At 51.6% G+C, this 20,508-nt stretch carries 16 protein-coding genes; 9 read left to right on the forward strand and 7 right to left on the reverse strand.

Annotated features, from left to right (window positions below; genetic code table 11):
* Positions 1-123 precede the first annotated feature (123 nt).
* Positions 124-1,023 (reverse strand): Dyp-type peroxidase, encoded by a 900-nt coding sequence (locus HNQ57_RS10520; protein ID WP_184462759.1) that lies wholly within the window; start codon positions 1,021-1,023, stop codon positions 124-126.
* 133 nt (positions 1,024-1,156) lie between these two features.
* Between HNQ57_RS10520 and gshA the strand changes: the two genes are divergently transcribed.
* The 6 genes from gshA (at position 1,157) to phaZ (ending at position 6,584) form a co-directional block, all read left to right on the forward strand.
* The gene (gene gshA / locus HNQ57_RS10525) at positions 1,157-2,725 is read left to right on the forward strand and encodes a glutamate--cysteine ligase (RefSeq protein WP_184462761.1); all 1,569 of its coding nucleotides are present in this window, start codon (positions 1,157-1,159) and stop codon (positions 2,723-2,725) included.
* On the forward strand, positions 2,722-3,348 hold the full coding sequence (locus HNQ57_RS18180) for an acyl carrier protein phosphodiesterase (protein WP_184462763.1): 627 nt from the start codon (positions 2,722-2,724) through the stop codon (positions 3,346-3,348). The genes gshA and HNQ57_RS18180 overlap by 4 nt, the downstream gene beginning before the upstream one ends.
* A 73-nt stretch (positions 3,349-3,421) precedes the next feature.
* Positions 3,422-3,916, forward strand: a complete 495-nt coding sequence (locus HNQ57_RS10535; RefSeq protein WP_184462764.1) for a disulfide bond formation protein B — start codon at positions 3,422-3,424, stop codon at positions 3,914-3,916.
* Entirely contained in the window at positions 3,916-4,263 is a 348-nt protein-coding gene (locus HNQ57_RS10540; protein WP_184462766.1) for a CidA/LrgA family protein, read from the forward strand. The genes HNQ57_RS10535 and HNQ57_RS10540 overlap by 1 nt, the downstream gene beginning before the upstream one ends.
* Positions 4,260-4,955 carry an LrgB family protein gene (locus HNQ57_RS10545; RefSeq protein ID WP_184462768.1) on the forward strand — a complete coding sequence of 232 codons (696 nt, stop codon included), beginning with the start codon at positions 4,260-4,262 and terminating at the stop codon, positions 4,953-4,955. The genes HNQ57_RS10540 and HNQ57_RS10545 overlap by 4 nt, the downstream gene beginning before the upstream one ends.
* A gap of 390 nt (positions 4,956-5,345) precedes the next feature.
* Positions 5,346-6,584 carry a polyhydroxyalkanoate depolymerase gene (gene phaZ / locus HNQ57_RS10550; RefSeq protein ID WP_184462770.1) on the forward strand — a complete coding sequence of 413 codons (1,239 nt, stop codon included), beginning with the start codon at positions 5,346-5,348 and terminating at the stop codon, positions 6,582-6,584.
* 65 nt (positions 6,585-6,649) lie between these two features.
* Here phaZ and HNQ57_RS10555 read toward each other — a convergent pair whose 3' ends face one another.
* Entirely contained in the window at positions 6,650-8,188 is a 1,539-nt protein-coding gene (locus HNQ57_RS10555) for a class I adenylate-forming enzyme family protein (RefSeq protein WP_184462772.1), read from the reverse strand.
* Positions 8,189-8,685: 497 nt separating this feature from the next.
* Here HNQ57_RS10555 and phbB point away from each other — a divergent pair, with 497 nt between their 5' ends.
* The 3 genes from phbB to HNQ57_RS10570 are packed head-to-tail and all read left to right on the forward strand — an operon-like array spanning position 8,686 to position 11,916.
* Complete coding sequence (gene phbB / locus HNQ57_RS10560; RefSeq protein ID WP_184462774.1) at positions 8,686-9,408, forward strand: acetoacetyl-CoA reductase; 723 nt, start codon at positions 8,686-8,688, stop codon at positions 9,406-9,408.
* A gap of 57 nt (positions 9,409-9,465) precedes the next feature.
* Positions 9,466-10,269, forward strand: coding sequence for an alpha/beta fold hydrolase (locus HNQ57_RS10565; protein WP_184462776.1), 804 nt, complete (start codon positions 9,466-9,468; stop codon positions 10,267-10,269).
* A gap of 3 nt (positions 10,270-10,272) precedes the next feature.
* Positions 10,273-11,916, forward strand: coding sequence for a PHA/PHB synthase family protein (locus tag HNQ57_RS10570; protein ID WP_184462778.1), 1,644 nt, complete (start codon positions 10,273-10,275; stop codon positions 11,914-11,916).
* A gap of 75 nt (positions 11,917-11,991) precedes the next feature.
* Here HNQ57_RS10570 and HNQ57_RS10575 read toward each other — a convergent pair whose 3' ends face one another.
* From HNQ57_RS10575 to HNQ57_RS10595, 5 genes are all read right to left on the reverse strand, one after another.
* Positions 11,992-12,582 carry a hypothetical protein gene (locus HNQ57_RS10575; protein WP_184462780.1) on the reverse strand — a complete coding sequence of 197 codons (591 nt, stop codon included), beginning with the start codon at positions 12,580-12,582 and terminating at the stop codon, positions 11,992-11,994.
* A gap of 80 nt (positions 12,583-12,662) precedes the next feature.
* Positions 12,663-16,022, reverse strand: a complete 3,360-nt coding sequence (locus HNQ57_RS10580; RefSeq protein WP_184462782.1) for a UvrD-helicase domain-containing protein — start codon at positions 16,020-16,022, stop codon at positions 12,663-12,665.
* Complete coding sequence (locus HNQ57_RS10585) at positions 16,019-18,700, reverse strand: PD-(D/E)XK nuclease family protein (protein WP_184462784.1); 2,682 nt, start codon at positions 18,698-18,700, stop codon at positions 16,019-16,021. The genes HNQ57_RS10580 and HNQ57_RS10585 overlap by 4 nt, the downstream gene beginning before the upstream one ends.
* A 215-nt stretch (positions 18,701-18,915) precedes the next feature.
* A complete protein-coding gene (locus HNQ57_RS10590; RefSeq protein ID WP_184462786.1) occupies positions 18,916-19,170 on the reverse strand; it encodes a DUF2164 domain-containing protein in 255 nt (84 codons plus the stop codon).
* 38 nt (positions 19,171-19,208) lie between these two features.
* On the reverse strand, positions 19,209-20,447 hold the full coding sequence (locus HNQ57_RS10595; RefSeq protein WP_184462788.1) for a BaiN/RdsA family NAD(P)/FAD-dependent oxidoreductase: 1,239 nt from the start codon (positions 20,445-20,447) through the stop codon (positions 19,209-19,211).
* Positions 20,448-20,508 lie beyond the last annotated feature (61 nt).

Consider the following 20,508-nt stretch of genomic DNA (forward strand, 5'->3'; position numbering starts at 1 on the left):
TACGGCAGTGAGCGCCAGCGAATATAAGCGTCGCCCATCTCCCGTCCCGCGTTTCTTAAGGCAAAAAAAAAAGAGCGCTCATATGAGCGCTCAAATATACCTAGAGTAGGAGACTTCAAATGATTAGAGGGAGCCTATTGCAGAAAGTTCAGCAAGAGAGGGCGCAAACCAATAACTTCCGGTCACAGGGGTCGAGAAATCAGTCAAGTGATCGTGTATGCCGTCACCGCTACAGCCAAACATACTGGCTAAAATACGGTCAAATCGCTGAATATCGCGGCTGAATGCCAGAAAATACAGCCCATGCTGTTGCACCCCACCATAGGGCACACTGCGCCGATATAATTTTTGTGCCTCGCCATTTATTTTTACATCACTGCGGCTAACGTGGGAATTTTCCGGCATGCGCTCGTCATCCAGCTCAATACTGTCTGGCTTGGTGCGGCCAATTACCGCTTCTTGCTGGGGCTGACTAAGCGCGTGAAATCCCGCCAAATTGTGTATCCACTGCTGGCTCATTACAAAGCTGCCGCCCGCGCCCAGCTCGCCATCTGGAATCAGCGCAACCTGTTGTTGACCCCGACCCTTGGGGTTTTCAGTACCGTCAATAAAGCCCGATAAGTCGCGGGAGTCTTTGTACATAAAGCCAATCTTCTCAAGGCTTAACGTCGCCACCGCTGCCAATGCCGCAGTCGCTGCCATCGCGGCATCGAAATTTTCACTGTGATTATTGCCATGCACCCAGAGTAAAATACTGTGCTGGGTGGCGGGCGCAACTCGCCGGCCCTCACCAATAGGGCTAAAGGGCTTAAGGGCCTCCGGCACCCCGGCAGGGGCAAGCCGCCGCCAGCAATCCGCGCCAAACGCCCATACGCAATTAAGCTCGGCGCTCACCGGCAACGCAATGGCGCTAGCCAGTGTCGACCTCAGCTGCGCCTCGGTGACGCCCTCAATAAGTTGGTACTCCAAGAAGAAATGCGAGAGCGTGCCCTCAACAAAAATTCCCGCCTGCGCTTCGGCCATGCCTATCTCCCCTATCATTTATCGTTTTATCTGTATTTATGAACATGACAATCACGTCATCAACAATGCTTGTTAGTAGCTTAACGCGGATTTACACTGAGCGGCCTTTTTATGCTCCGCAGAGGATGCCATTTTGGCCGTATCGATAGAACAAAGACTGGCTTTTTTTGCAGAAGAACCACGGCAGCATCTGCTGCGCCAAATCATGCGCGGCATCGAGAAAGAAAGCTTGCGCGCCGACCCCGAGGGCATGCTGGCGCAAACCGATCACCCCGCCGCGTTTGGTTCCGCGCTTTGTCACCCCTCTATTACCACCGACTTCTCTGAAGCCCTGCTTGAGTTTATCACGCCCGTCAGCGCCTCTATTGACGAAACACTTGCCGAGCTTGACGCAATTCATCGTTTTGCCAATAGTGAACTCAAAGACGAAGTCATCTGGAATGCCAGCATGCCCTGCCGCTTAGGCAAAGGCGACGACGCAATTCCCGTGGCCCGCTACGGCAGCAGCAATACCGCCACCATGAAAACCCGCTATCGCTTGGGCCTAGGCCACCGCTACGGCCGTAAAATGCAGACCATTGCGGGCATTCATTATAATTTCTCGCTACCTAAATCACTATGGGCTGAGCTGCACGCCGCCGATGGCAGCGAATTGCTGCTGGAAACCTATATCACCAATAGCTATTTTGGCATTATCCGCAATTTCCGCCGCTACGCTTGGCTACTGGTATATTTGTTTGGCGCCGCACCGGCGGTTTCTCGCTGTTTTTTAAATGGTCGTCCCCACCAACTCGAAGCCTGTGGCGAGTACACCCTTTATGGCCCTCACGCCACGTCGCTGCGCATGGGCGATTTAGGCTACCAAAGCGATGCCCAGCAAAACCTCAATATTTGCTACAACCACCTCGATTTTTACGTGGAAACCCTGCGCAAAGGCATTACCACCTCTCACCCAGACTACGAAAAAATCCCCAAGGAAGAGCAATTATCCAGTGGTTTACTGCAAATAGAAAATGAGTTTTACAGCCCCATTCGCCCCAAACGCGTCACCCAAAGCGGTGAAATCCCAATAGGTGCACTGCGCCGCGCTGGGGTGGAATATATTGAAGTGCGCTGCTTGGACGTCAATCCCATGCTGCCACTGGGCATAAACGCGGAGCAAATTCGCTTTATCGACGCCTTTTTGCTGTTCTGTTTATACCAAGACAGCCCGCCTTGCGACGACGATAGCAACGCCGAAATCAGCGCAAATCTATTAGAGGTGGTTAACCGTGGTCGGGAACTTGGCCTGCAATTGAATCAGCACGGCCAGCCCCGCGCGCTTAAAGATTGGGCCGAGGAGCTTATCGGCGGCATCAATAAAATTGCCGCGCAATTAGACACCGCCCACCGCAGCTCAGACTACAGCGCCAGCTGCGCTCAGCAACTAGCCAAAGTCCGCGACGCGACACTCACGCCCTCGGCCCAGATAGTAGCTGAGCTGGAAGGCGGCGTAGAATCGTATTATCACTATGCCATGGCCCAGTCTCAGACCCATGCCAAAGATTTTCGCGAACGCGGTTTACGCTCAGCGGAAGTCGCTCGCTTCAAGCGGCTACAAGAAGCGTCTTTTGCTGCCCAAGCCAAAATCGAGGCTGAACAGGCTGGTGAGGATTTTGATGAATACCTCGCCCGCTTTTACGAGCAATACCAAGGACTGTGAATTACCTCGCCCATTTTCTGCTCGCCGAACAAGTTGCACAGAGCTGCAACTTAGAGACGAAAGGTCTGTTGGTAGGCGGCTTATTGGGAGACTTTGTTAAAGGCCCCCTACGCGGCGACTACCCCAGCACCTGGGAAGTCGGCATTCGCCTGCATCGGCGCATTGATGCACTAACCGACAGCCACCCCTTGGTTGGCCAGTGCCTTGAGGCCTTGCCACCAAGCTACCGCCGCTACGGCGGTATTATGTTAGACGTGTGTTTTGATCACTGTTTAAGTGTGAACTGGCCGCGTTTTCACCACCAAGATCTGAAAGAATTTAACGCGCAGAGCTATCGCAGCCTGCTCGAGCGCTGCGACAATTACCCAAGCCCCGCTAAACGCCAGATCCGAGTTCTGGCCGAATACGATGTACTGAGTAATTTGGGCAACTGGCAAACAATTGAAGCCATGCTTGGGCGTATCGGCCAGCGGGTAAAGCGCGACAATCCACTGGGTCACTGTGGGCCGGAGCTGGCGAAGCTACTGCCGTTGATAAACCAACAATTCGCAATGTTATACCCAAATTTAATCGCCCAATTATGTGATGAATTCACCCCAAAACCCGACCTAAGGTCGCACTAAAGCACGCGACCAAGGTCGGACTTGTCTGTTTTTAGATAATCCCCTACTGTATGGCGCTCACGGAGAGACTCAAATGCCACTCACATCCCGCTGGATTTACGCTTTTATTGTATCGTGCTGCTGCGCCCTGCTGGGCTATGCACTGTATACCCAATATTTTGACGGCCTGCACCCCTGCCCGCTGTGCATTACCCAGCGCGCCTTTTTTGTGCTCACCGCGTTAGTCGCCCTCACCGCGCTCATTGTTCACCCCCAACAAAAAGGCCGCTACCTCAGTGCCGGTCTAATGGTGTTGTTCACCTCGCTTGGCAGCGCCGTGGCGTATCGGCAAGTGTGGCTACAAGGTCTGCCCGCCGACCAAGCACCCGCCTGCGGCCCTAGCCTCGAATATATGTTTGCCAATTTGCCTTTTGGCGAAGCCTTTAGCACCCTCATGATTGGCGACGGCAATTGCGCCGAAATCGTGTGGACACTGTTTGGCTTAAGCATGCCGAACTGGTCGCTGTTTGCCTTTATTGGTCTAGGCCTTTGCGCCATTGCCAGCGCGCTACCCATGGTTAAGCGCTGATGCTAGCAGGCTTTTTAACGCTGCTCGGCTGCCAACTGGTCGGGGAGTTTGTGCAGCGCGCGCTAAACCTACCCCTGCCTGGCCCAGTGATTGGCATGCTATTGCTGTTTTGTGGCCTGTGCATACGCGGCAGCGTGCCCAAGGACTTAGAAAGTGGCAGCCAAAAGCTAATCGAATTACTGCCTTTATTATTAATGGCGCCGGCGGCGGGAGTCTTCTTTTTAGGCGCAGGCTTTGCCGATCAGTGGCCGGCCTTTATCGCCGCAGTCAGCCTTGGCACTGTTTGCACCTTGGTGTTTTGCGGACTGCTAATTCGCTTTTTACAGCGCCGAAATAGCGATTTATGAGCGATTTACTCCACGGCCCACTATTTGCCATTACGCTGACTTTACTCGCCTACCAAGGCGCCATGTTCCTGTATTTGGGCAGTGGCCGGACCGCGATTTTGCACCCCACTATTAGTGGCGCGAGTCTCATCGCCCTCGCTTTAATAGTACTTGACCAAGACTACCACGCCTATTACCGCAATATTGACTGGCTGACTTTTTTACTCGGGCCAGCCACCGTGGCGCTGGCAGTGCCCCTTTACCGGCAATTGCATTTGCTCCGCAATATGGCTGGGCCGCTACTGATCACGGTCACCGTTGGCGCTATTTTTGCCTCTGCATCAGCCTTAATCTTAGCCTGGCTGTTTGGTGCCAATCAAAGCACCTTGCTGTCTCTAACGACCAAATCCATTACCACGCCAATCGCGATAGCCGTTACCCAAGACATTGGTGGCATTACCACTATCGCAGTCGCCTCAGTGATTTTGACCGGCGTGGTCGGGATCACCACGATCACCTGGTTATTTAATAAATTAGATATTCAAGATGATCGCCTCTGGGGCTTTTGTCTGGGCTTGGCGGCTCATGCTATTGGCACTTCCCGCGCCTTTGAACGCAGTCCGGTTGCCGGTGCCTTTTCTAGTTTAGCGCTGTGCTTAACTGGTGCGTTCACTGCGGTGTTTGTGCCCTTTGTAAGCCATTGGCTTTTTTAAGTCTGCCCCACGCTACATCTAAGCCATTGAATCTCCGTGCACTTTAGCGCCAAGCTCGACGGATTTCATGAATTAAAAACCAAAGCACTCCCTCCAAAATATTCTTCAAATATTCGACTCATTTAAGTGCAAAAATCGCCTTCCTAATTCAATATTTTTATGACGATATTGGTGCACTTTTATTTAAAATAATAATATTTTTTTAAATTTTTTAAATTACTTGGCCCAAGCCAAATAATTTGTGCATACTACATTAGCAACTACCCTTTGGAACCATGACCTTCTGCACAAAGGTCTCTATACAGGCCTCACTCAATTACATTATTTGTCATGATGCGCTACTGACTTCAGTCCAAACTGAGTTATTTCCACCGTGGCAAGGAGACAGCAATGAGATACCATATCGCCGATGCGACGAATCAAAGCTTAAACACCATTGCCATTGGCTTATCGAAAGTGAAAACGGTAGTCGACGCTGAGTGGAATCCCGTACGTCAATCTAAACTCGGGCGCTTCCAGAGTGCCTTGCTCGATACCAGTATTCGTGTTCTTCAGCACTACCCTAAAAAGGGCTGGGACTACGACGACGTTATTATCAACTCCCGCGCCTACCCGGTAGCCGAATCTATTGAGCTAGAAAGACCCTTCTGCAAACTAATGAAGTTCCGCCGCCAAGGCTTACCAAAAACCGCACCACGGGTCATATTTGTGGCGGCCTTATCTGGTCATCATGCCACCTTATCCCGAGAAACCTTTGAAGAGTTTCTACCCGAGCACGAAGTCTATGTTACTGACTGGACCGATGCGCGCTTGGTACCGGTTGAAGAAGGTCGCTTTGGCTTTGAAGAGTATATTGCCTATTTAATTGAATTCATGGAAAAGCTAGGGCCTGGCACCCACATGGTTGGCCTTTGCCAAGCAGGTATACCCGGCTTAGTGACCGCCTCTGTGATGTCCGCGCAGGAAAACCCCGCTCGCCCGGCGTCCATGTCCTTTTTAGGCAGCCCAATGGATATACGAATCAACCCCGGCTTAATTAGTAAAGTGTCGAGCTTTGTTACACCCGGAATGCTTAGCCTCACCGCCATCCATAAAGTGCCCTCCCGCTACCCTGGTCGCGGCCGTTCGGTTTACCCCGGTATGGTTCAACTCAGCAATTTTATGACCATGAGCATTCGCTCACACATAGAAAGTCATAAGCGCTATTTAAAGGATATTTACCACGGTAATTTTGAGAGCGCGAACAAAATCCGTGACTTTTACGACGAGTATTTCAGCCTACTCGATACTACCGCTGAGTTTTACATTGAAACCCTAGAGCGCGTTTTTATCGATCAAGAGCTACCCAAAGGCATTATGCGTTACAAGGGCGCTAAGGTGAATTGCGCCCACATCCAAGACATACCCCTGTTTACCGTCGAAGGTGCAAAAGACAATATGGTGGTCCCTGGGCAGTGTCAGGCCGCAGCCGGCTTCTGTGTGAATTTGCCCGAGGCAATGAAAGAACATCACCTACAAGAGGGCGTGGGTCACTACGGTGTGTTTAGCGGCGGTCATTACCGCGAGAGCATTGCACCTAAGGTTAAGGCCTTTATTGCCAAATACCACACCGCTGTGAAGCATGCATAAGCTCAGCGTAGCCAAAGCGCGCTGGCGAGTTTTACACCGTGAGCGCGCGATCTTAATTGCTAGCCTCAAATTAGCTTTTCCAAAAGATGGCGCTGAATCTTACCCGTTGTTGAGCGGGGCAAATCCTCATCCTTAATAAAGCATATCTGTTTTGGCATTTTGTAACTCGCCAGTGAGCCGCGGCATAATGCCACAACCTCAGCTTCGCTGACTGCCTCGTCACGGCATACCAAAAACACCACGGGAACCTCACCCCATTTAGCATCAACTTTACGGACCACAACCGCCGTTTCAATACGAGTATCAGCGAGGATAACAGTCTCTATCTCGGCCGGATAAATGTTCTCGCCACCGGATTTGATCATGTATTTAACGCGATCAACATACTCCAAGCTGCCGTCAATATTGCGGCGAAGCACATCACCCATATGAAAGCGACCACCGCGAAAATCCTGGCGATTGGTGTCGTCATTATTCCAGTAACCACTAAACAAGGTCGGACCAGCGAGGGATACTTCGCCAGGCTGGCCCACCGCAACCTCGCGTCCGTCGGGGTCTACTAAGCGTAAATCACAAAATGGCGTTTGGTCCTTTGGCAGGCGATCCGGCGCAAGGCCAATCGCAATATTGCCACCAGTTGCCGGTGCCAAGCCGGTTTCAGTAGCGCCAAAACTATTGAGAAAAGGGGCTCGCAGCAAGGTTGTCGCGGCGCAAATTTCATCGCGAGGAATAAGATCGGCCATCGCGCCAATCACTTTAATGCCTGCCACCTTAAAGGGCCGCGCTTGCAAACGCGCAACAAAGTCACCAACCATACCAGGAACGAGTACTAACCAAGTAATTTTGATGCGCTCAATTAATTCAATGAGCCGATCAGGCTGATAGCCGTCAACACACCACACCGTGCCACCACGCAGCAACGTCGCTAAGCCATGATCCGTGGACACCATGTGATACATCGGCGTCCACGCCACAAAGTTGTCTTCATTAGGGGTGGCGAATAAAACATGAAATACCATCGCACGGGCGATGATGGCCCGATGACTAACGAGCGCACCCTTTGGCAAACCGGTCGTGCCGCTGGTGTACATAATCAATAGACCAGCCTCGGGATCGAGTGCTGGCAAGGCAAAGCTGCTTGGGTAATCCGCTAGCAACTCCGTGCAGTCGCCAGCAATAATTACCCGCGTGGCACTGGCAACCCCAAGTCGATCTAAGCGCTCAGCCATAGCACCACTGACCACAACCAACTTGGGCTGCACCAAATCAATGCAGTGTTGAAGTTCTTTATCACTTAGTCGCCAATTCAGTGCAGCTAATATAAGGCCAGATTTAGCGGCGGCCAGCTCCAACTCAAAATACTCTGCACAGTTCCCGAGCATAACGGCTACTCGATCACCCTGTAAAAGCGCGTAGCCGGCAAATAAATGAGCCCACTGGTTGCTGCGCCCATTTAATTGGCGATAAGTGAATTGCCGATCGCCATCACACAGCGCGAGTCGATCAGGAACAGCCGCAGCGATGCTAGAAAACAAGCCCGCTACATTTGCTTTTGCCGCACTGTAAATAAGATCCAAAGGCTGGTAGCGACTATTAATGTCCATATTTGATGTCCTAATAATTGATGCCAATAAATCTGCCAATATAGTCTTTTTGATTTAAACGACTTCACTTCGCATAAGCAATAGTGCGTCGTCATATCCCTGTAAACAATCTTAAATATTAAGAGAGTATCTTCTGTGACGCCGCTAATTAATAGTGATTAGATTCGCAAATGTATCTTTCATTTGAGCCTAGCATTTATGAAATTCTATATAGGAAATTTTTAATAATGGCACCTCAAGTAATAGGCGAATACATTTTATAAATTCCTAGCAAGAAATATATTTACACCCTACTAAATCTGTTTTGGCTTACTTCTTGCTAGGCAGTTAAACAGCGTTCGACTGCAGATGTTTTAGGCAATAGCGCAGCAATAAATAATCTCATTAGATTTTTCTGAAAACACAGCGTGGCTGCCTAGTTGATTGGATTAAGCGAGATCGCGCAAAGCGTAAACCTATAATGAATTTAAAATGTGTACTGTAATAAGGAAATTAACATGGCAAAAGTTGCATTGGTAACCGGTGGAATTAGAGGAATTGGCGAGGCGATTTCAATCGCATTACGTGACGCTGGCTATATTGTCGCGGCCAACTACAGCAGCAGCGACGAACGTGCTAGAGAATTTAGTGAGCGTACCGGCATCGCCATTTATAAATTCGATGTTTCTGATTTTAATGAAGTCGCTGAAAACATTGCCAGCATCGTTGAAACACTAGGACCAATCGATGTGCTGGTAAACAATGCCGGTATAACCCGTGACACCACCATGCACAAAATGACACCCGAGCAATGGCACGCGGTAATCAATACTGACCTTGGCGCCTGTTTTAACACCTGCCGCAATGTGATTGAAAGTATGCGCGCTCGCAAATACGGCCGCATTATTAATATCGGCTCCCTCAACGGCCAAGCCGGTGAATACGGCCAAGTGAACTACGCTGCAGCCAAGTCTGGGATCCACGGTTTTAATAAGGCCCTAGCGCTAGAGAGCGCCAAACTTGGCATCACCGTTAATGCTATTGCTCCCGGCATTATCGACACCGATATGCTGCGCGCAGTACCGGAAAATATTCTAGAAAAACTGGTCGCCAAAGTCCCTGTAGGACGCCCTGGCAAACCCGAAGAAATTGCGCGAGCCGTTGTTTTTCTTGCTGCGGAAGAAGCCAGCTTTATTACCGGCTGCACGCTGTCGATTAACGGTGGACAACATATGTACTAAGGCAGGTTTAAATTTTACTGCTGGATGGCAAACCGGTCGCTGCAATAAGTGAATCTTATGAACGATGAATATGAGCACGGCAAGCAAATCACACTGGGCCGAGACCGGCTATTTTTAAAAATAGAACAAGGTGACAATACCTTGCCTCCGTTATTGATCTGTAACGGCCTCGCTACCGAACTCAGCATCCTCGACCCCATGGTTAAGGCCTTGGGAGGCAGCACGGTAATTCGTTTCGATCCACCTGGTATCGGCGGCTCAAAATCCCGTTTGATGCCCTACCATATCACATGCTTTGCCCAAAAAATTATCGACATGTTAGATCAGCTAGGTCACCCGCAAGTCGATGTTTTTGGTATTTCATGGGGTGGCGCTTTAGCGCAGGAATTAGCACTACGCTTCCCCGACCGTATTCGCCGAGTGATATTGGCCGCAACCACCATGGGCGTCGCCAGCATTCTTGGAATCCCTGGTCTTAGGGCACTGACGCGCCACCCTCTCAGCTGTATACGCTTTAACATGCTTGGCCTGTATACGGGGGTATTATATGGTGGCGACCTGCGCCGCCGCGACGCAAAGGTAGGCCGTTATCTGCGCTTTATGAGGGTAAATCCACTGTCCTATTATTGGCAGGCGTTTGCCCTAAGCGGTTGGACCAGCGCCCATCGATTACGTCACCTTCAGCATCCCGTACTTATTATGGCCGGGCGTGACGACCCCGTGATTCCACTTATTAATGCCCGAATGATGCGGGCCATTATTCCCAATGCGGATTTACAGATTTACGACTGCGGACATTTATTTCCCTTCACAAGGGCCGAATTGGTGGCAAAAAATATCACCACGTTTAGGAGTAATTAAATAATGAATGACAAGCACAAGCTTGATGCCAGCCAAACTGATTCAGATCCGACGAAAGCCGCAGCCCAAAATATTTCGGGCTTAATCAGTCATTACTTAAATTTTAAAATGCTGCGTAAGCAGGGAGTTCAACTAGCTAAAGAAGAATTCAAAATACTAAAAGGCGAATCTGAATTACAGTTTGGTCGCGACCCGCGCTTTAGCGATGAGTCGTGGAATAACAACAAAGTGTTTAACCGCCTTGGGCAGAGTTATTTGGCATTTTGCCAAGCCGTCGACGGGCTACTAGAAAATGAAACTGGCAATTGGCTAGACCAAGAGCGCGTTAAGTTCACCGCTGAATTGGTGAAGGCCACTTTATCACCAAGCAATCTAATTTTAAGTAATCCAGCAGCATTAAAGCACGCAAAAAATACCCGCGGTAAAAGCCTTGTACGAGGTATCCGAAACTTTGTTGGTGATTTAAAGCATAATGGTGGCATACCCTCATCAGTGGACAGGAGCGCCTATGAAGTTGGCGGTAATTTAGCCCGCTCCAAGGGCGCGGTAATCTATCGCAACGAACACTTAGAAATAATTCAATATCAAGCGCAAACTTCCCAAGTATATCGAATTCCTGTGCTAATGATGACGCCACAGATAAATCGTTATTATTTTCTCGACCTCGCCCCAGGACGCAGCATGGTCGAATATATGCTGTCGCAGGGTTACCAAGTGTTTATGGTGAGCTGGCGCAACCCCACCGCAAAAAATAGCGATTGGAATCTAGGGAATTACTGCCAAGCCCTAAGCTGCGCCATTGATGCTGTCGCCCAAGTGTGTGGGGTCAAACAGGTGAATACCTTCGGCTTCTGTGCCGGAGGCATAACCATGTCAGCCTTGCTTTCGTATCTGCAATCCAAGGGCGAAGCTCACAAAATTAACGCCATTAGTTACGCGGTGACCTTACTGGATTTTTCAAAGCCAGCCATGATTGGTATTTTCCGCGCTCACACTCTTTTAAGTGCGGCCAAAATGCTGTCCCGGAAAAAAGGCGTGCTCGACGGCAAAGTGCTTTCGAATATGTTTTCGCTGCTGCGCCCCAATGACTTAGTTTTTAATTACTGGGTGAACAATTATTTAATGGGTAATCCCCCACCAAATTTTGACATCCTAGCGTGGAATGCCGACAGCACCAATTTACCTGCAGGCCTTCACGAGGATTTTTTAAGTATCTTAGAATCCAACGCGCTCGTTCGTGGCGGGGCATTTTCAGTATTAGACACACCACTCGACATGGCTACCATTACGCAAGACGCCTTTGTGCTCGGCGCTGTTAATGACCACCTAACACCATGGACTGGGTGCTATCAAACGACCCAGTTATTGGGCGGGAACTGCGAATTTATCTTGAGTAGCGCCGGCCATATTGCAGCATTGGTTAATCCACCCAGCAATCCCAAATCACAATATTGGACTGGGCCTACCCCCGGCGCTGATGCCGAGGCGTGGCGCGCGGCCGCAAGCGCTAACAAAGGTTCATGGTGGGAGGCATGGGCCAAGTGGGCTAGCAGTCGCTCTGGCGATAAACGTCGCGCCAAGACCTGCTTGGGCAGTAAAAAATACCCCGCACTGGACGCCGCCCCAGGTAAATATGTTTTTGAATAGCGCAAAGCAAGCTAACACAGTCATAGTGCAAGTGCAGCAAGGCTGCTTAGCTAGCTTGAATGAAGTTTTGCTAATTTAAAAACTAAAGGTCAGCGGTTCATTGCTTTCGCTTTTTACGGTAACAGGAAGTCTGAAATCCGCTGGCATTTTTTTCACGGTATATAGGTGATCACGGACAACATGCTTGTAAGTAAAGTAACTGTCGTTGAGTGACTGAATCGCGTAGGCATCATAGTGATCGGCATTGTGAGGGTCCGCCGGTTTCATTCCCTCGACCGTTACCCAGCCTCGAAATATACGAAAATAAGTGCCCCCTGACACGCCCCAAAACCCCACTTCGGATTGGGAGCGAACGTCGCCATTTTTAGCAGTAGAGCGAAAATCGACTCGGTAAGTCCCATCCGCCGAACGCTCAGTTAACCATTCCTTCTGGCCACCGTCGCCAGTTTTACGAATACCATACCATTTGCCAAGCAACATGGTGCGGCTATCACTGGTCACGATTTTCGGCGACGATGTGGGCACATCTGCTAAGACGTCATCATTATGAGCCTGTACATGACTTTCTAAATTTACCGGGATCGACGCAGCCTGTTTATTGGTTTTAAACTGGCTACAGCCCGCCAACAATACCGACAGCACACCGAAATAAAGCGCTTGTTTCATGTAAAACCATTCCCAAATACGAGCAATACAGCCACTAAATAGCCAATTAGAACCTAGGCCCTATGGGCTTAGCCAAACACTTAAATTTCTTCCAATACCAGCAAACGCTGATGCGCTGGGAAATACAGCGCCGTTGAGATCGCGCATTCTACCCCAGTTGCCCGTAAAGCTTGTGCATAAATCTGCATTTTTGCCGTATATCTTTCTGCTTGTGCCACTAAAAAGTGATCAACATTGCCTCGGGTGCTGGCGGTTTTGTAATCGACAATCCAGCAACGCCCGTCGTCGATGAAGACTCTGTCTAAAATCAGGGTTTGCCATTGGCCACCGAGCATGCGGCGAATGGTCTGTTCGCTATCTTGCCACTGATAACTGCCCAGTATCCACTGGCCCTTGGGGCAGCTAAGGGTATTGTTTAACAAACTCAGCACCCGATCAATACTGTCATTTAAAGCAGGCTCTGGATGACAGTGATGACGCAGGCGCTGAGTCACACCTTGGCGCAAGCGGAGTTCATCTGCCGTCCAGCTCGCGCTATCGCCTCCCCGGCCAAGCCTTTCCATAAGCTCGTGAAAGACAATTCCCACCGCGCGCTCTTCTATATTGTCTTCCAGCACCGCATTCTCGGTTTGGCGCTGGGCGCGCTGTAGAGGCGACACCACCGGCTCCGGCGGCTGCCACGCGGGATTTAGCGCAACGCGGTAATCTCGCAAACGCGGCGCCAGCGGCACCCGCATGGGCGCAACGGGGTCGTCTTGCTCAATAATGTCGGCACGTTCAAAGGCATCACCTACGCTGTCCCAAAGCCGTGCTAAGACACTGCCCGATTTGGCCGCCACATCGCCTTTGCTATTAATTTGGCAAACCCCAAATAAATGCAGCTCGCGCTTAGCCCTCGTCAACGCCACGTATATCAGCCTGTCTGTTTCTTCATCTAGGGCGCGGCGCTGACTCTCGCTCATATAGTTATAGAGTTTATCTGCTGCCTTATCACCATTATTGCGCTGGGGCTTGGGGGCAAAAATCATATGGCCCCGCAGGCGCTGCCACGCCAATAGATCACGGTCGGCATTGCGGCCCGCGGATCCTAAACCTGGCAGGATTACTACGTCGAATTCCAGACCCTTGGATTTATGAACCGTCATTAATTCGATGTGGTTGCTAGGCGGCGCGGCGTATAACCGCGCTAAAGCGCGCTCGAGCCCCTGAATATCTTCCAGTAAACCCGCAGGGGCGTAGTCGTCTAAAAGCCGCAGCACCCGATCGATATCACTTTGCTGATGGGCTTCGATACAGGCGGGGCCACCCAGTAAATGCCAAGCGCTGCGCAGCGCCCAGCGCAGGTCGCGACTTTCGGGGCAACTCTCCAACCATTGCAAGGTGCTGCGCAAACGGCTCACAGCAAGCTGGCCGTCGTCACTGAGCTGGGCGGCTAAAGTCTCGTCCATAATGGCATCGCGGAGTAGGGCGGTGCCGTCACGCAATTGCAGTACGTCGTCCCAGCTCAAACCCACAAAGGGCGCGCGCAACACGCTGGCCCACGCCACATCGTCGGCCTCGTGCCACAGCGCCCGCAGCAGGGCCATAAAATCCATTACTGCTGGCGTGGTGCCAAGGCTGTCGATATCTTGACCGGAAAAACCCAGACCCGCCGCTTTGAGCGCCGGAATAATATGTTTTAAATGGCTGCGGCTGCGGATCAGAATTGCCACCGACGACGGCTTGCCGATCTCCGCATCGCGGGCCTGTAAGTCCAGTAGATAGTCTGCAATTTGCTTGGCCTCGGCTAAGGCTGCACCCGCTTTGGCGTCAACACCCTTGGCTAAAACTTGAGGGTGAATTTTTACCACACCGGCATTGCTGCGCTGGGGCAGGGCCGCTTCGTAGTGACGGCCACGGTCGGTAAACAAAATTTTAAAGGCGGCGTTCACCCAGTTAACCAAGTCAGGCGACGAGCGAAAATTAGCTTTAAGCTGCAGAGGCACAAGGGTTTTTCCGGCAAAGCTACCGCGCTGCATAAGTTCGTCAAACAAACTCACCAGGCTGCCCCGAAATGCGTAGATGGATTGCTGTAAATCCCCGCAGAAAAACACACTGCGGCCATCATCATCTTCCCAGCCCTGACACAGAGCCTCGAGCAATTCGATTTGGCTCACCGAGGTGTCTTGCATCTCGTCCACCAAAATATGACGAACCCGATCCTCCACTAACAGCGCATCGCCAATGGCTTCGCCATGCTCAATAGCACCTTCGCTGCTCAGGGCAATAATCGCGCGCTGGGCGATTTCGCCAAAATCGACGCCGCCTTTGCGTTCAAAACTCAGTCGCAGATGAGCAAGTAAATAAGCGAGGGCGAGACGGAAATGGCCGACCAATTCACGGCTGCTGTCGGGGAAATACGGCGGCGGTAAACTCGCAATGCAGGCGAGAAGCTCTGATACCTTAGCAAACTGATCTGTGTCTTCTAGGTTTTTAAGCCAGGCCTTGGCCTCGGCGGTGCCTGGCTGCCCGGCTTTGAGTCCGGCATAATTTAACGAGCGGGGTTTATACAACTCACCCTTGCCGCTGAGCATGGTGCTCACCAGAGTTTGAATTAAGGCAAAGTCCTCTAAGCCCAACTCCGCCGCTGAACGTAAATCTGCCGCCCAAGCGTGGGCTTCATTACTGCCCGAAGATTCAGTAAAGCCGCGAATTAATTGGTCTATATTTAGGGCCTGCAAGGCTTCCCAGGCCGGTTCAAACTTGCTGGCGACTTCCTCGGCAAGCGCCTGCTCCATTTCGTCGATATCGCCACGGAGTACGTCTTTTAACCACTGATCGCGTTTCGATAACAGCGCAGCAAGCAGGGGTAGCAGCGTCTCGATGCGGTTGCTGCCGTAGGCCAATAAACTCTGCAGGGCCTCGGCCAGTGCGGGCGGGCAATTGGCGGCATCCATCTGCCTAAACAGGCTGAGAATTGCCTCGCGATAAAGGGCATCGGCATCGCTGACGGGCGCCGCGGCGCCCAAGCCCGAGAGCAAGGGCAGACGGCGTACCAAGCTGCCGCAAAAACTGTCGAAGGTGGTAATCCGCAGACGCGCACTATTGTCGAGTAATGACCAGTGCTGAGCGGCATCATGGGCCAAAACTTGCGTCACCGCAGCGCGAATATCTTCTTCAAAACCCGAGCTGGGCGGTTCGCTATTATCGCCAGACTGAGCTTTGGCGCCAGCTTGCAGGGCGTGAATAACCCGCTCTTTAATTTCGCCCGCGGCCTTATTAGTGAAGGTAATAGCGACGACTTTTTCCGGCTGGTCGACGGTGAGCAGGCAGCGCAAATAGCGCAGCAGCAAGACGCCGGTTTTACCCGAACCGGCCGGGGCGCGCACCAACACCGAGTGGCGAGGATCGACGGCGTGTTCTCGTTGATCTTGATCTGGGGGACGCGGAAAATCGCTCATTCGGCATCCTCCTGTTCGACAGTATCGCGCAGCAGCGGCAGTAGAAACTGGCTGAAACTGCGATCATAATTTTGGCTATAATCGTGCTGAATATTGCCCACCAAAATACCTTCGGCCATGCCTTGCAATGCCGTTGACCAGGCATCGAGTTCCGCCTGCCATTTCTCGGGGCTATCCACGTCATTGTCTTTATCGGGGCGCTTGGCGATCACGCTATTGGCCCAGTTGCTGCGCATATGAATGGCTAAATCCTCGGGGCTTTTGAGCTGGGCGAGCATCACGCCGTCGACGCCTATAGATTGCCCAGACTCAAGCCGACCTGAATCAACCAAGGCATAAATAGGTAATTGTGGTTCAGTCAGACTATCGACGTTAAGTGAGCGGCCATTAATAGTGCCGGTTTTATAGTCGATCACCAGATGCTTGCCGCCAACATTATCAATACGATCCATGCGCAGCCTTAAGGGAATACCCGCCAATTTGGTTTCGATTAATTGCTCTACCGCGACCACTTCAAAGTCTTGCAAGCGCGGCTTTTCTTTTTCCTCTAACCAGCTGCACACCAAGCGAATCACCCGCTCTTTTTCAATATTCAGCAAGGATTCGCCAAAGCGGGCAACGCTAAATTCCGGCCCCTGCAACGCCTGCTCGCAGCAGCGACGTACTAGCGCCTCCAGTTGTACGCTATTTAAAGCATCGAGTGCCGCCTTAGTTTTTAGCCGCTCCCAAACATGCTGCATAGTGTCGTGTACCAGAATACCCTGCACCCGATGATCGAGACCTTCGGCAGGCTGGGGGAATTCTCGCAAATTTAAGCGATATTTAAGAAATGCGAAAAATGGGCTGCTGGCGTATTCCTTAAACAGGCCAGTGCCGCCGCGAATACTGTCGCGCTGACTGGGGTCTACCCCCCGCACCTCATCATGGGCAGGTGTAGTAACTTGGCCACTAGCTTGGTAGCGATTACCAATATCCCGCAGCTCGTCGTCTTGCCATTTAGGCAGCAGAGAACAGGGGCCTTGGGGGCTGCCAACGTCGCTTTCTCGGCAATGGCTAATGTGTACTTGGGGCGCCGACGCTAACAAACTATGTAACAGGGCGCGGTCGCGCTGCAAACACAGACTGGGATCGCTGTCTTCCAGCCCCGCTCGCTGCTGTAATTCTAAGGGCAAAAATGGCGATGGCTCTACTCGGCGCGGCAGGGCGCCGTCGTCCAGCCCCATAATCCACACCGCATCAAATCGCAGGCCGAGGGCGTCGTCGTATTGCATTATTCGCACTGGGCAAGCCCAGTCGCGGCTTACTGAAAAGCGCTTGGTACTGAGAATATGTTGCAGCCAGGACAGGGCGCTGTCGTGACCCACCGGCCCCAACTGCCGGTCGAGGGCGCGAAAGACATCCATAGCCTGACTAAATCCCCGACGGCATTGTTCCACCACAGGATCGTCATTATCGGCATTAGGCCAGCCTGCACTCAGCAGCAACTGATCAAAGAATCGCACCCACTCCGAGGGCAGCTGCGCCCGCGGCATGGTCTTGAGCTGGCTGGCTAAATCGTGGAGAAAATCACTGACCTCGGGTTCGTCACGCTCAACTTTTTTTGCCAAGGCCAGTGCGCTTTTGAGGGTAGTTTCGGGGCCGAGACGATCTCGCCAGCGCAAATCCAACCGCGCCCGCACACTGCGCGCCGCTGGCCAACCACGCACAAAGCGAGAGCGCAGCACCCGGCTAAATTGCTCTAGAGGCAAGGCCTTAGGGGCAAGGGAAATTAAATCCCAAGCCGATTTAATTAAGGGATACGACAACAAGGTTTCGCTGCCATCAAAAAGCCAAGGCTCGCGGGGCTGAGTTTCCGCCGCGGGAAACAAGCCACTAGGGTAAAGCTGGCGCTGCAATACCGCCTGCAAAACCGGCTGGTATTGATTGATGTCAGGCACCAATACCGCGAGTAATTTATTGGCGTGTTCACCCTCTGCACTTAAGTAATCGCCCAGCCACGCCGTTAACGCTTCGCACTCTTGGGCCAATTGCGCTGCCGATTGAAAGCGCGGGATGGTCTTAAAGCCGTCGATGGCCAAGCGCTTAATCGACAGCACCGCCGCACATTGCTCAATAAAATACTGCGGGGCGGGGCTAAGACTTAACTCGGTGCTCAGTATTAGTTGATCGGGCAAGTCTAAGCTGCCCTCGGTCAGCATGGACAATAAGGCCGCAGGCAATTGCTGGGCACTCAGCGCCTGCTGCTCGTCGAGCTTAGCCTGTAGTGCTTGCTGCCAGTGATGAAATGCTTGGTATTCCTGGGAGAATAAATAATATTCGCGGTCACTGCTCAGGCGGTATTGAGCGTGCAACTGAAAGGCATCGACAAACTGGCGAGCAATCGCCATGCTATTTAGGCAATTTTCAGGGAAGTAGGGGCTGGACTCAATAATGTCTCTGGCCAGCGCCAGCAATTGAATCGGGCGCAGCACTTGCTTGGCGGGAAAACTGGCATCCCACAACTCGGCAAACCACTGATCCAGCGGCATGACGGTAATGGTTTCGATAAACGCTTGATCGTGGCTGCCGCGCAGCTGGGCGATGCGCTCGCGACATTGACGGGCGCTAGCATCGCTGGGCATCAGCACCACACTGCGGCCATTAAACGTCAGTAATTCCGCTAAATTAAGCTGTTCCAAAAGCGCGTCCCTTCTCATTAGCGTGCAGTAATCTTAGCCGCTAATGATAACCCACTCGCCTCACGAAAACCTGAGCGACGTTAAAGCATTGCTTTTGCAGGACGCCTCCCCGAACTTCGGGTCAGTTTGGTCTTGGGCTTTAGAGACGGCCTTTTATCATTGGTAGTGGCGGGCATAAGAAACGCGCCGAGTACGACAAGGCATAAAAATTGAGTCTAACGCACGAAATTCGTCGGTTTTTCTATTTCATATAAATCATCAGAAATAGACGCTAATTTTGCCTCGAGAACGGCTTTGGCATCATTAAGACCCCGGTTGTAAAAGTATGCGCCGACTTCCTCTGAGAAAAAATCAATCAAAAATTCCGCTTCAAACTTGCCAATATCTTGGTCTAATTCAGCAATAAAATAACGCTGCACTTTGTCAATAATTAGCGTTTTTTCGTCGGCGGAAAACTCTATCATCGCCATTTTTAAATCTCCATTTGAAGTGCTTAAACATAAATAATTTAGTGCGCAAAAAGTCGTTTACTCGCCGCACGCCCCACCCAACGGCCACTCGCAAAGCACGCTGTTAGTAAATAGCCACCCGTGGGTGCCTCCCAGTCCAACATTTCACCCACGCAATATGTGCCCGGCAGCTTTTTTAGCATAAAGTTTTCATCTAACTCGCTAAAACAAACACCCCCGGCGGTACTAATAGCCTCATCTAAACTGCGGGTGCTGCACAAGGTTTGCGGCAAGGCTTTAATTAGTGCCGGTATGGCGTCTATATTTGCCATCTGCGCCTTGCTGGTCAGGGTTTTGAACAGGGCCAGTTTACTGCCAGACAGCCCGCATTGTTTACGCAGTACATTGGCTAAGGAATCCTTGGGACGACGCTTAGCAATCGCTTGCTGCAGTTTCTCTACACTGCGGTCGGGATCAAGATCCCAATAAACCGTGCACTGGCCGCGCTCAGCAATTTCGTCACGAATTGGCGCCGATACACCATACACCGGACCACCTTCAATGCCGTAGGCGGAGATAACGGCATCGCCCTGCTGTCGCCAACGCTGGCCATGGCAATCGGTGACACTAATCGCAACAGTTTTAAGAGGGGCACCAGAGTACTCTGCGATAAACTCAGACCGCCATGGGTATTCAAAGCCGCAATTACTTGGCCGCCAGCCAGCGCATTGAATACCCCGCTGCTCAAATAGATCAAGCCACTTACCAGTAGAGCCCAGTGCCGACCAACTGCCACCACCCAACGCGAACACCGTAACATCAGGCTTAAGACTTAGGCTTTGCTCTGGCCCTTGAATTAAGATGTCACCATCAGCACCCCATCCCCGCCAGTGATGACGGTGATGAATACGCACGCCGCTGGCCCGCAATCTCTGCAACCAACGACGCAAAAGCGGGGCGGCCTTTTTTTCAACGGGAAATACGCGCCCCGAGCTACCAACAAAAGTCTCTACCCCTAAATCCGCCGCCCAAGCCCTCAGAGACTCGGCATTAAAGGTGTCTAAGCAAGGCTGCAATAAGGGTGCGCGGTCGCCAAAGCGTGCAATAAAATTTGGCCACGCTTCACTGTGGGTGAGATTGAGACCGCCGATTCCGGCGCGCAAAAATTTTCGACCGACAGTAGGCATGCTGTCGTAAACCGCCACTGCACATCCCGCTGCGCTCAACTGCTCGGCAGCCATTAAGCCCGCTGGGCCGCCACCGATAACGACCGCGCTTGCCTGTGCAGAGTGGGGCATAAAACAATATTTCCAAGATAAACGGCAGGGGGAGAGTCAATATTAAGCGCGTATTGTAGCC

Origin of the sequence: Zhongshania antarctica, assembly GCF_014202945.1 — a bacterium.
Lineage (GTDB): Bacteria > Pseudomonadota > Gammaproteobacteria > Pseudomonadales > Spongiibacteraceae > Spongiibacter > Spongiibacter antarcticus.